12 protein-coding genes and 2 tRNA genes are annotated in these 12,091 nt (G+C 64.7%); 10 read left to right on the top strand and 4 right to left on the bottom strand.

Annotated features, from left to right (window positions below):
- Nucleotides 1–124: 124 nt before the first annotated feature.
- The 7 genes from ACH2DW_RS14530 to ACH2DW_RS14500 all read left to right on the top strand — a co-directional run bounded on the left by ACH2DW_RS14530 (nucleotide 125) and on the right by ACH2DW_RS14500 (nucleotide 6,292).
- A complete protein-coding gene (locus ACH2DW_RS14530) occupies nucleotides 125–697 on the top strand; it encodes a hypothetical protein (RefSeq protein WP_394930463.1) in 573 nt (190 codons plus the stop codon).
- A 63-nt stretch (nucleotides 698–760) separates the two neighbouring features.
- Nucleotides 761–836, top strand: a tRNA-Gly gene (locus tag ACH2DW_RS14525).
- Nucleotides 837–994: 158 nt separating this feature from the next.
- Nucleotides 995–2,020, top strand: a complete 1,026-nt coding sequence (locus ACH2DW_RS14520; protein ID WP_394930462.1) for a 3-oxoacyl-ACP synthase III — start codon at nucleotides 995–997, stop codon at nucleotides 2,018–2,020.
- Entirely contained in the window at nucleotides 2,017–4,614 is a 2,598-nt protein-coding gene (locus tag ACH2DW_RS14515) for an alpha/beta fold hydrolase (RefSeq protein ID WP_394930461.1), read from the top strand. The genes ACH2DW_RS14520 and ACH2DW_RS14515 overlap by 4 nt, the downstream gene beginning before the upstream one ends.
- 5 nt (nucleotides 4,615–4,619) lie before the next feature.
- Nucleotides 4,620–5,618 carry an NAD-dependent epimerase/dehydratase family protein gene (locus ACH2DW_RS14510; RefSeq protein ID WP_394930460.1) on the top strand — a complete coding sequence of 333 codons (999 nt, stop codon included), beginning with the start codon at nucleotides 4,620–4,622 and terminating at the stop codon, nucleotides 5,616–5,618.
- A 45-nt stretch (nucleotides 5,619–5,663) separates the two neighbouring features.
- Nucleotides 5,664–5,738, top strand: a tRNA-Cys gene (locus ACH2DW_RS14505).
- Nucleotides 5,739–5,917: 179 nt separating this feature from the next.
- A complete protein-coding gene (locus tag ACH2DW_RS14500; RefSeq protein ID WP_394930459.1) occupies nucleotides 5,918–6,292 on the top strand; it encodes a VOC family protein in 375 nt (124 codons plus the stop codon).
- A 128-nt stretch (nucleotides 6,293–6,420) separates the two neighbouring features.
- Here ACH2DW_RS14500 and ACH2DW_RS14495 read toward each other — a convergent pair whose 3' ends face one another.
- The 4 genes from ACH2DW_RS14495 to ACH2DW_RS14480 form a co-directional block, all read right to left on the bottom strand.
- Entirely contained in the window at nucleotides 6,421–7,398 is a 978-nt protein-coding gene (locus ACH2DW_RS14495; protein WP_394930458.1) for an LLM class flavin-dependent oxidoreductase, read from the bottom strand.
- On the bottom strand, nucleotides 7,395–8,237 hold the full coding sequence (locus ACH2DW_RS14490; protein WP_394930457.1) for a TauD/TfdA dioxygenase family protein: 843 nt from the start codon (nucleotides 8,235–8,237) through the stop codon (nucleotides 7,395–7,397). Before ACH2DW_RS14490 ends, ACH2DW_RS14495 begins: the two co-directional genes overlap by 4 nt.
- Before the next feature lie 25 nt (nucleotides 8,238–8,262).
- A complete protein-coding gene (locus tag ACH2DW_RS14485) occupies nucleotides 8,263–9,114 on the bottom strand; it encodes a LytR C-terminal domain-containing protein (RefSeq protein ID WP_394930456.1) in 852 nt (283 codons plus the stop codon).
- A gap of 66 nt (nucleotides 9,115–9,180) precedes the next feature.
- Nucleotides 9,181–9,654: an NUDIX domain-containing protein gene (locus ACH2DW_RS14480; RefSeq protein ID WP_394930455.1), complete on the bottom strand. Its 474-nt coding sequence runs from the start codon at nucleotides 9,652–9,654 to the stop codon at nucleotides 9,181–9,183.
- Between the two features lie 94 nt (nucleotides 9,655–9,748).
- On the opposite strand from ACH2DW_RS14480, the gene modA reads away from it, so the two are divergent.
- The 3 genes from modA to ACH2DW_RS14465 are packed head-to-tail and all read left to right on the top strand — an operon-like array spanning nucleotide 9,749 to nucleotide 11,873.
- A complete protein-coding gene (gene modA / locus ACH2DW_RS14475) occupies nucleotides 9,749–10,492 on the top strand; it encodes a molybdate ABC transporter substrate-binding protein (RefSeq protein WP_394930454.1) in 744 nt (247 codons plus the stop codon).
- Entirely contained in the window at nucleotides 10,489–11,286 is a 798-nt protein-coding gene (locus ACH2DW_RS14470; protein ID WP_394930453.1) for an ABC transporter permease, read from the top strand. The genes modA and ACH2DW_RS14470 overlap by 4 nt, the downstream gene beginning before the upstream one ends.
- Nucleotides 11,283–11,873 (top strand): ATP-binding cassette domain-containing protein, encoded by a 591-nt coding sequence (locus ACH2DW_RS14465; protein ID WP_394930452.1) that lies wholly within the window; start codon nucleotides 11,283–11,285, stop codon nucleotides 11,871–11,873. The genes ACH2DW_RS14470 and ACH2DW_RS14465 overlap by 4 nt, the downstream gene beginning before the upstream one ends.
- The last annotated feature ends 218 nt before the right edge of the window (nucleotides 11,874–12,091 follow it).

The raw sequence follows: 12,091 nt of genomic DNA, 5'->3' as shown, positions 1-12,091 counted from the left end.
GTGCCCTGGCCATCAACAGTGACGAGGCAGTGACGAGGCAGTGACGAGGCAGTGATGGGGCCGAGACCGCAGGGAGTCATGCGAGCTTCGCAATCCGCGTGCCGACCTGGCACACTCTCTGCTGGTGGACGTCAAGGTGCTGAGAGACTTGGTTGCCAGAGTGGCGGCGGCTGGCGCACCGGAAACCAACACGATCTACGCCGTTGTGGTGGCTCTGGGGGCGATCGGACTTGCGCTCGCTGTCCTGGCCGTCTGGCTCATGAGGCAGACCCAGCCCGAACGTGAACTCCTCGCCCCACTTGAGCGCATGCACGACCGCTCCTGGCGCAAACAAGAGCCTGCACAGATGCGGCGCGATCTTGACGAGGTGCGACCAGCACATGCTCGCCCGGTTGCTCGAGGGCGCGACGTCCCCGAGGTCGATGACGAGTTCGCGCAGAGCCAACCGAGGGTGGTGACGTTCGACGACCTGCGCGCGCAGCATGCGTCCGACACAAAGCATGAGTCGAGCGACCGATCCGTCGCCGGTGCCGACCCGCTGTCGGTCACGCGTGCTGTCGCAGAACTGATGACTGATGGGACGCCGTCCGCCGGCAGCGACATCCACATCGACATCGACCAGTCTGATGAAACCAACAGCATGCCGCTCGCGAATGTGGCCGATGGCGAGCCTGTGGGCACCGAATCGGCCGACTGAGCGCCAGCGAGAAAGTCTGATGTCCGGTCCGGGCGTCAGACTGCTAGCTTTGCTGTTCCACATGCGGATGTGGCTCAGTTGGTAGAGCGCAACCTTGCCAAGGTTGAGGTCGCCGGTTCGATCCCGGTCATCCGCTCCAGAAGCTCCCGGTCCACGCCGGGAGCTTCTCTTGTTTTCAGGCCAATCACGATGCGGTTGCTGAGGGTGAATGTGACGTTCGTGGCACCGATGCAGGAGAACCGCAGACAGCGCCTGATCGTCACGTAGGCTCGTCTCTCCTCCCGAAAGGAACGCCCTATGACCTCGAATTCTGTGCTGACCCACCGCAATGTCGGTGTGCTCTCGATCCAATCCGTCGAAGCGCCCGAGATCGTCACGTCAGCGTGGATCGATGAGCAATTGGCCGTCACCTACGAGCGGACAGGCATGAAAGCCGGCACGCTGTCCGATCTGGCAGGAATCGAGTCGCGCCGCTGGTGGCCCGAAAACGTCACCTTTGACAAGGCGGCAGCGCTGGCCGGCCGCAAAGCCCTCGACGACTCGGGAATCGACCCGAGCAGGGTCGGCATGCTGATTTCGACGTCGGTATGCAAGCACCACCTTGAGCCGTCGATCGCGTGTGCCGTTCACCACCAACTTGGACTCGCTCCGAGCTGTCTCAATTTCGATGTCGGGAACGCCTGCCTGGCCTTCGTCAACGGCATGCAGATCGCAGCTGCTGCCATCGACTCCGGAGCCATCGACTACGCACTCGTGGTTGACGGCGAGGGCAGCCGCTTTACACAGGAACAGACGATTAAGCGCCTGCAGCAGCCCACGACTGAGGCATCGGACATCTTTGCCGAGTTTGCCTCGCTCACGCTCGGCTCCGGCTCGGCAGCAGCACTGCTGTGCCGGATGGACCAGCACCCGGATGCGCACCGCCTCGTTGGCGGAGTCGCCCGCGCAGGGACCGAGCACCACACCTTGTGCATTGGCGACCTCGAAGCGATGTACACCGATACACATGCGCTGCTGATCGCCGGGCTGGACCTGGCCGAAGCCGCCTGGAAGAATGCCGGCGGCGACTTCGACTGGGAAGCGGGCATGGATTGGTACATCGTCCACCAGGTCAGCTCGGTGCACACACGTTTGCTGTGCGAGCGCCTGGGCATCGACCACAACCGCGCGCCGCAGACCTTCCCGACGAACGGCAACGTCGGTCCTGCTGCCATCCCGATGACCCTGGCCAAGGTGTCCGACAAGATCGCGCCCGGCGACCGCGTCTTGTTGATGGGCATTGGCTCAGGCCTGAACACCAGCTACACCGAAATCGTCTGGTGAGCCCCGGCTCCAGCCGGTCCTGGGTGCCCGACCTGCCCAGCGTTGCCGATCTGGACGCCTGGGGGATCGACCCGGCGTGGTCGAACAGTGTCGTTGTGCCGAGCCACGATGGTGGCACGCATCGGTGGCATGTTCTCGACACCGGTCCAACCCTGGCCGCTGCTGGACGCGCGCCAATCGCCACGATGGTCTGTGTCCATGGCAACCCGACATGGGCCTACTCGTGGGCCACATTTCTGCGCTCGTTCGGTGACCGCTACCGCGTGATCGCGGTTGATCAACTCGGCATGGGATTCAGCGAACGCACCCCACTGCGGCGATACGCCACCCGCGTCCGCGACCTCGACGACGTCATCAGCGCACTCGGCCTCGATCCCGACATCCCGCTCACCCTCGCCGCGCACGACTGGGGCGGTGCTGTCGCGATGGGATGGGCCGTCGACCACGCTGACCAGGTCGCCGGCATGGTGCTGTGCAACACCGGTATTGCTGTTCCCGCCGGCCGCAGGTCTCCGTCGATCATCAGACTTGCTGCATCTCCTGCGCTCCGTGACCTCGTGTGTCGACGGACGCCGACATTCGTCAACGGCACCACGCTGCTGTCGCGCGGCAAGATCAATGCTGCCGACCGCGCAGCGTTCCGCGCCCCGTACCCCTCAGCGGCACACCGTGCTGCCGTGGCGGACTTCGTCGGCGACGTTCCGCTTCAACCCGGTGGCGGCCACCCTTCCGAGGATGCACTTGCCGACGTAGCGCAACGACTCCATGCTGTTGATGCGCCCGTCCTGCTCGCGTGGGGCTCGGCCGATCCGGTGTTCAACGACGACTTCGCAGCAGATCTCGCGGAACGTCTCCCAAACACCAGCATCCAACGGTTTCCGACCGCCAACCATCTCGTGATGGCCGAAGCCGACGTGGCGGGCACCGTCGACCTGTGGCTGTCCGACCGATTCGAACAACCTCAGACCGCCGCCGTCGCCATCCCTGCGGCGCCGACCGAGCGACGATCTCTCTGGTCTGCCCTGGAGACGCGGCACGGTGACGATGACATTGCCTTCGCCGACATGGCGAGCGGGAAACGCATCACGTGGACTGACCTGGCCGACCGCGTCGATCGAATCGCCACCGAACTCGCTGCGCGCGGCCTTCGCCACGGTGACCGCGTCGCGATGCTGACTCCGCCGGGCATCGAACTCGCTGCCGCGATTTACGGGGTCTGGCGCGCGGGCGGCGTCGCCGTCGTCGCTGATCGTGGACTGGGACTCTCTGGACTCCGTCGCGCTGTCCGCAGCGCCCGGCCAGCATGGGTGATCGGCCCGAAGTCAGCCCTCGCCGCAGCGCGGACATTGCGGTGGGCGCCGCGCGCCCAAGGCGTTGACATCAACGACCTCATGTCTGCCGACGCCTCGGTCCTCCCCAGTGCGCCTGCAGCGGACGACTTCGCTGCGATTCTCTTCACCTCGGGAGCGACCGGGCCCGCCAAGGGCGTCCGTTACCGACACCGCCAACTCGAGGCCCAGCGCGATGCCCTCGCAGCTGCCTACTCCATTACGAGCACCGACCGACTGCTTGCAGCGTTCGCGCCGTTCGCCCTGTACGGCCCAGCGCTTGGCATCTCGACCGTGCTCCCAGACTGCGATGTCACCACCCCGGGCAAACTCTCAGCAGCAGCATTCGCTGGAGCCTGCGCGGAACTCGATGCCACACTGGCGTTCGCATCACCGGCGGCGCTCGCCAACGTCGTCGCAACCGCCAGCGACACATCGGCAGACGCAGCGCTTGAACGGCTGCGCCTCATCATGTCGGCGGGAGCGCCCGTGCCCGCCGAAACCCTCGCAGCGATCGGCGCGTTCGCCCCGAACGCGGTGATGCACACCCCATACGGCATGACCGAGGTCCTCCCTGTGGCCGACATCGATCTCGCGGGCATCCAGGCTGCCACCGTGGACGAACCAGCAGGTGGCGTCTGTGTCGGCCGTCCTGTTGCCGGTGCCACGGTGATGATCCTGCCGCTCGATTTCGACCCCGCAGCCGCTCCGCGAGCGGTCGATTCCGGCATCACCGGAGAGATCGTTGTCAATGCCCCCTGGGTCTCTGATGGCTACCTCGGCCTCTGGGCCACCGAACGGGCAGCGCGACCCAACGTCGGCGATGGGCAGTGCTGGCATAGATCGGGCGACGTGGGGCACCTCGACGTCAAGGGTCGGCTCTGGGTCGAGGGGCGTGCCGTGCACAACGTGCACACATCGGAGGGTGTGGTCACTTCCGTGCCCGTCGAACGCAAGGTGGAACGTGACCTTGACCTGACACGGGTCGCCGCGGTCGGCGTCGGACCGCATGGCTGTCAGCAGTTGGTTGTCGTGCTCGAAGATTCAGCGAGCAACGACGGTCTGGCCTCGACCGACCTCACCGCCCGTATTCGATCTACGGTGGATTATCCCGTGGCGGCCGTGCTGACGCTGCGGTCGATGCCCGTCGACATTCGGCACAACGCCAAAATTGACCGCACCGCAGTTGCGGCGTGGGCCAACGACGTCCTCGCTGGGCGACGTGCGACTGCGCCCGGAGCGCGGCGCCTCCCGGGTCGCCGGTGAGCGGCATGAAGGTTCTGGTCACCGGAGCGTCCAGTCTCATTGGCACGGGAGTCGCACGAGTACTTGCTGACCGCGGTGATGCTGTGGTGTGCTTCCAACGGCGTTTCGTCGACGCGCTCGCAGGCGTCGACGGTGTCGAACAACAGCTCGGCGACATCCGTGACAACGAAGCAGTCAACACGGCCGCCGCTGGTTGCGACGCCATCATCCACCTGGCTGCTCGTGTCGGCATCGTTGGCTCCGAAGAGGACTTCGTCAGTGTCAACGTCGGTGGCACGAGAAACGTGCTGACTGCGGCGAAGCACCACCACATTGGGCGAGTTGTCCACGTGTCATCGCCATCGGTTGCCCACGGCGGCGCAGCCATCATCGGGGCTGGCGCCGACGAACCGACCACCGGTCGGTCGCGGGCATGGTACGCCGAGTCGAAAGCATTGGCCGAGATTGAGGCATTGGCAGCGTCGTCGCCAACGATGGGCGTCGTGGCTGTCCGCCCGCACCTCGTGTGGGGCCCGGGCGACACGCAGCTCGTTGGCCGCATCGTCGAGCGCTCCAGACAGGGACGACTTGCGTTAGTGGGCGGCGGTCGCGCGCTCGTTGATGCCACCTACATCGACAACGCGGTCGATGCCCTCATTGCAGCGGTCGACAGCACCGCGCCCGGCGCAAAGTGCGCTGGACGGGCCTATGTCATCGCCAACGGCGAGCCCCGTCCGGTTCGCGACCTCGTCGCTGGAATTTGCGCCGCTGCCGGCGTCCCGTTCGAACCGCGTGGCGTACCGCTCCGGACGGCATGTGCCGTGGGTTCGATCCTCGAGCGAGTCTGGCCTCGGTTGCCGCAGCGGGTCCGCAACGACGATGACGAGCCGCCGCTCACTCGGTTCGTGGCGGAGCAACTCGGTACTGCCCATTGGTTTGACCCTGCGCCTGCGGCGTTGGATCTTGGTTGGACGCCGGCGGTGAGCGTCGATGACGGCCTGGCTCGCCTCGCCGACTCCTACTGAATCGACACCCAACCTGGCCGCATGGCCGCTATCGTGGTCCTTTCTGGCGACGTGGCCGAGTGGTTTAGGCAACGGACTGCAAATCCGTGTACATGGGTTCGATTCCCATCGTCGCCTCCAGAGATCGAGCTCCGTTCGCGCCAGCGACGGAGCTCGATACGTTTTCGGCGTTGAACGGGCAGAACCCCACTTGGCAATCATCGAGACCCACCGATCCGCGGTAAGGCAGGCAGCGGAGGCTTGCCGCGAACGCACTCATCGACCAACATGGTCTCTCGCCTGTACTGAGGAGCCCGACGATGCTCGATCACCTGTCAATCCAATGCGCTGACGTCGCCGTTAGTGCAGCGTTCTACGACTCCGTCCTTGTTGCGGTCGGGGGTCAACGAATTCTCGAGTTTGACGGCCCCACGATCGGCTACGGCGTTCCCCCGATGCCCGATTTCTGGATTGGCCCGAATATGACCGGCGACGGCTTTCGGGAATCCCATATCGCATTCAACGCACCGGATCGTGCTGCTGTTGACAGCTTCTTCACGGCGGGTATCAATGCTGGGGCCGTCGTACTCCACGAACCGAGGGTGTGGCCTGAGTACCACCCCAATTACTACGGTGCGTTTATTCGTGACCCGGACGGCAACAACGTTGAAGCCGTGTGCCATCTGCCTGCCTAGCCGTGGGCGGCCTGTTCATCTACGACATCCGCGACATCCACGACATCCACGACATCCGAGTGGGCAACGGAGCCACGTGAGCACGCGGTGACGGTCACCGACGGTTCGTCCGATCGGCGGCGCCCGACTCAGCCGAAGGCTGCGTGACCGGCTGGGATCACCTGCTCGAGATAGGACTCGAGAGCATCGTCGTCCACCGGCAATCGGAGCGCAATATTGACCATGTCGGCGCCTGCGTCGCGGTATCGGGCAATCTGCTCGAGTGCATCTTCGGCCGTGCCGGTCAGTGCACCCTGGGTCACGCGTTCGGCCATCTCGGGGCCCCACTGATCGATGATCCGCTGCAACTCTCGGTCAGCAGCCGCACGCGTTGCACCCATGTGGAACGCCAGATTCACCGACCGTTCCAGCGTGGCTGGGTCGCGGTCGATTGCTTCGCACGCGGCGTTGATCTGCTGATTGAGCCGTGCGTACTCGTCCGGCCCGACGTAGGGCACGTTCCAGCCCGAGCAGTACTTGGCAGCGATCGCGGGCGTCCGCTTCGGGCCGCGGCCGCCGGCCCACATCGGCATCGAACCGTTTGTCGGACCAGGAACACAGGTGACCTCGTCGACCCGCGAGTGTTCGCCGTCGTACGTGGTGGTGCCGCCGCCGAACATTCCCGAGATGATCTCCATCCCGTCACCCAGCATGTCGAAGCGGGTCCCCAAGGCCGGAAAGTCGTAGCCGTGCGCTCGGAACTCAGGTTCGTGCCAGCCGGCGCCAAATCCTGGCTCAAAGCGTCCGCCCGAAATGTGGTCGATCGCAACACACGCCTTTGCCAAGAGCGCAGGATTGCGAAACGGGACGCAGAACATCAAACATCCGATCCGGGCTGATGTCGTGACTGATGCAAGCGCACCCAACGTCGCCACCGCTTCGAAGTGGGGCGTGGTGCCGCCGTTCGGTGGCGCCTCGTACAGGTGGTCCCACACTGAGATCCAGTCGACGGCGCCATCGAGTCGCTGCCATCGCGCGATCAACTCCGCCATCGTGGCGTTCTGCTGGCCGACGTGGACGCCAAGCTGTAAGCCGGTTCGACCGCGACGGTCACGAAGCGATGTCATGGAGCCTCCACTGCGTCGACGCCGCTCAATTTGTCGCCAGCCAAGGTGATGCGATGCATCAGCCGGCGCTGCCCGGCGTAGTTGTTCAACGCCCAGTGCCAGGTCGACCGGTTGTCCCACATTGCGATCGACCCGGGCTCCCACTCGAACTCGTAAGAAAACGGACCCTCTGCCACATGCTGATACAGGAAGTTGAGGAGGGGCTGGGATTCTTCTGGCGTCCAGCCGACGAAGTGTGTGGTGAAGGCAGCGTTGACGTACAGCAACTTGCGGCCGGTCATCGGATGCCTGGCAACGACCGGGTGAACGGCGCCGCCCGTCGCTTCGGGGTTGTGGAAGCGGTCGTCGTCTGCCGCGTAGCCTGAGGTCTTGCCGAAGACGTGCTCGTTCGTGTGATGCGCCTGGAGGCCCTCGAGCGTCGCCTTCAATCCATCGGAGAGCGAGTCGTACGCCGCGCCGACGCTCAAGAACCTCGTCTCGCCGCCTGAAGTCGGGAGGTCGCGGGCCACCAGAATCGAACCACGTGCTGGGATCTGGTCATAGCTGTGATCGGTGTGCCAGCCTCCGCCAACGTTCACGTCTTGGTCTGCCTCTTTCAGGACCTGGGCGATCTTCGGGTGAGACGGCACCGGCGTGAAGAACTTGTTGACGTCGATTGTCGAGAAGCGCTCTGCGAACGCAATGTGCTCGTCCTCGCTCAGCGTTTGCTCGCGAAAGAACAGCACACCGTGGGTTGCCCAGGCCTGATCGAGCGCAGCAACATCGCTGCCGGACAGGTTGGTGATGTCGAGGTCGGAAACGACCGCGCCGACGTATTCGGAGACGGGTGAGACCTGCATTGCTCCAGTTCAGCAGGTCGGCTGATCAGCCAGCGAGGTCGGCGAGCGACTTGTCGGCCTCGTCGGTGCCCAGCACCACCAGAATATCCCCGTCGAGCGTCCCAGAATCGGTCGGTACGTCGTCCGGGAGTTCGAGCACCGTGAGGCCACCCATTGCTGTCGCGACGACATCGGCGTCTGCCTTCGCATCATCAGATGCGTAATACACCACAGACTCAGTTGCCTGTGCAGTGCTGTTCGTCGGGGTCCCGACCGTGAAACCAACGGCTTCGAGTCGCTCGGTCATCCGGCCGGCAGACCCGCTCACGCCGCTGCCGTTTGCCACGACAACCGTTGAGCCATCGTTCTCGATGGCGTCGACGTTGGTTGACGCTCCGCTGAGTTCGGCGATCGATTTGTCGGCTTGCGCGTTGCCGAGGAGGAGGAGCACGTCACCGGTGAATTCGCCCTCGATGGGCGGCTCCTCCGGGAGAGCTTCGACAAGCACGCCCCCGAGCTTGGCCGCGAGCGACGTGGCAACGGCCTGCGCGGTCGCATCGTCGACGTGGTACACGACCGAGTCATCGACCTTCTCGGTGCCGTTGACCGGTGTCCCCACCGTGAAGCCCTCGAGGGCCAGCGCATCGCTCATTCTGCCTGCTGAGCCGCCGGCGATGTTGCCGTTCGCCACGATGACGGTGGCTCCCTCGACCACCATCGCCACGGTGGTGGTGGTTGCAGGTGCTGCGGTGGTGGCCGGCGCTGCCGTGGTCGCAGACACGTTGGACGGATCCACGGTCGTGGTGGTCGCGGAGGAATCGCCGTCGCTGCCGCCGCCGCACGCAGCGACAAAGAGCAGAGAACCTGCGAGAAGAGCGGAAGCGATTTGAGAGTTCACCGACGCAGTCTCGCAAATTTTGCAGGGCGCGTCGTACACGCAGCACTGCGCGCCTGCGCGGATGGCTCAACTCAGGTACTTGCCGAGTGCGCCGAGCACCTGCCGCTGCCCGGCGACCACCTTGCTTCGTGCCACATCGAGGTCCAGCCATGCCGCTCGATCGATCTCCGGAAACTCCTGGACGCGGCCCGACTTCGGAGGCCATTCCATCTGGAAGTTGTTGCTCGAACACTGTGCGGTGTCCATGTCGCCCTCGAGCGCCCAGATGTGGATCTCCTTGGCGCGGTTCTGCCTGAACACTCCGAGGTCGATTGCGGGCCCAGCAGGCACTTGCTGACCCATCTCTTCATTGAACTCGCGTTGCGCGGCGGCCCATTCGTCGGTGTCGTCAGCCTCGACCGTGCCCTTCGGAATCGACCAGGCTCCGTCGTCTTTCCCGACCCAGAGCGGACCGCCCATATGCCCGAGGAGGACTTCAAGCATCGCTGCCGCATCGCCCGGGCTCGTGCGGTACAGCAGCAGGCCAGCGCTCCGGTTCATGGCACCGAACGTACTCGCGTCGACCGCACTCTCGTCCGCGCATGACTGCAACTGCGCTCGCCCTGGCTGGGGGTCGCATCGGTACGATGCCAAGGTGGCAAGGCGGCACTCCGACACGACGCGTCGTCGCGCAATTTTGGGATTCGCCCTGGTGGGGATTGTCGGGTGCGGTGGCTCCTCCGCATCCGTGGTTGACGTCCTCGCTGCATCGTCCTACACCGACGTCGCCGACGAGCTCGAGACGCTGCTCGAAGACGAGCTCGGCATCGACATCAGATTCTCGTTCGGTTCGTCGGGCACGTTCCTCGAACAGCTGAATCAAGGCGCACCGGCTGCGGTCGTGATCACTGCGAACGGCGAGACGATGCGGCGACTCGAATCTGCCGAACTCGTCGACGCAAGTATTGCGATGAACCGCAACGAGTTGATCATCGTCACTGCCGACACCACCATTGGACAGTCGATCAACTCCTTAGCGGACCTCGCGGCGTCAGGCGATGCGGTCACGGTCGTCTGCGCCAGCACGGCGCCCTGTGGGGCAGCCACCGACCAGCTTCTGAAGCAGGCAGGCCTGACGCTCTCGCCGGCCAGCCGCGAACCGAATGTGCGTGCCACCCTGACCAAGGTGATTCTCGGGGAGGCCGACGCGGCCATCGTCTACCGGACGGATGCCCAGGTTCGTCCCGACCTCCGTTTCGTCGAGATCACTGACACCGTCGATGTCGTCGGGAGGGCTGCCTCCGTCACAGGGAAGGCAAACGGAGCCAACATCATCGAGGTCCTCGGGAGCGCCGCGGCAGCGGAGATCCTGGCCGATGCAGGGTTCTCGGCGCCGTGAAGAATCGGCCGCCCCGCTGGGTCATCGCGATGGCCGCCGTTCCGGCGATCGTGCTGGGTGCTCCGTTGTTCGCACTCCTCTGGCGGCTGCCATGGAGCGACCTCGGCGGAGCGCTCACCAGCGATGCTGCCAAGTCAGCGCTGGGACTTTCACTGATCACATCCGTCTCCGCGACTGCGCTCTGCGTGCTGTTCGGCTTGCCATTGGCCTGGATGCTCTCAACCGGAACCGGCGTGACGACGCGAGTGGTCCGGGCGCTCTGCCTGCTGCCGATCGTGCTGCCACCGGTGGTTGGTGGCGTCGCTCTTCTGCTTGCCTTCGGACGCCGGGGAGTGGTGGGCCAGTGGCTTGCCGACCTCGGTATCCAATTGTCCTTCAGTACTGCGGGGGTCATCCTCGCTCAGTTCTTCGTCGCACTGCCGTTCTTTGTGTTGTCGGTCGAGGCAGCGCTCCGGCAGATGGACATCGAGTTTGCAGAAGTTGCGCACGTGCATGGCGCCTCGCCGACTCGGGTGTTTACCTCGGTGACGGTTCCGTCCATCGCTCCGGCAATCGCAGCGGGCGCTGTGCTGGCTTGGGCCAGGGCACTTGGTGAGTTCGGAGCCACGGTCACCTTCGCCGGAAGCTTGGAAGGCCGTACGCAGACGTTGCCGCTTGCCGTTTTCAATCTGCTCGAAAGTGACCCGGCCGATGCCGTGGTCCTGAGTGCAGTGCTCGTCGTCCTGGCCGTCGCGGTCTTGGTGGCGCTCCGCGACCGCTGGTTTGGCGTGCTCCGGTCTGAGGTGCAGCGATGACCGGGACCAGGGTGACGGCATCGGTCGAGTTCGTGCGGAGTGACCTCTGCTTGCAGTTCGACGTGCCGGATGTGCCGTTCGTGGCGCTGACTGGTCCGAACGGTGCAGGCAAGACCAGCGCGCTCCGTTGCCTTGCAGGGCTCGAGGAAGCAGCCCACGTCACGTGGTCCGACGGAGAGCCAAAGAGTCGGGGATATTTGCCGCAGCGCGTGATGCTGTATCCGGCGATGTCGCTGGCCGACAACATCGCGTCGTCGATGCGTTTCGCCGGCCTCGACAAAGCAAGCATCAGTGAGCGAACCGCAGAGCTCCTCGACCTCGTGGATATCGCCGCCTTGGCGCGACGACGCCCCCATGAGGTGTCAGGAGGTCAACGTCAGCGCGCCGGTCTGGCCCGCGCCATTGCGGCCACGCCCGCATTGTTGCTGCTCGATGAGCCGTTCTCCGCGATCGACGTCGACAGCCGGGCCCGAGTTCGTGCACGAATCATCGAGCACATTGCTGAATCCGGGGCTCGTTGCGTGATGGCCACGCATGATCCCAACGATCTTGCGGCCGCCGACGCGGTCAGCATCCTGCTGCCCTGAGGCGGGTTGCTCACCTTGGGTGCCCTGTCACCGAGATTGCCTCGTGGACGGGTGGTGGCTGAGGCCAACGACCTACTGGCCTGTCACGTATTGCACGTGGACCTTGTGGATGGCGCCATTGAACTTGAACGGCGCCTTGTCGCGGTAGTCGAGAGACACTGGGGAGCCGAGGCCATCCATCCATCGTGGTAGACCGACCGGCTCCCCATGATCTCGAA

The sequence above is a fragment of the uncultured Ilumatobacter sp. genome (assembly GCF_963980585.1).
Lineage (GTDB): Bacteria > Actinomycetota > Acidimicrobiia > Acidimicrobiales > Ilumatobacteraceae > Ilumatobacter_A.
This window is presented reverse-complemented; position numbering and strand designations above follow the sequence as displayed.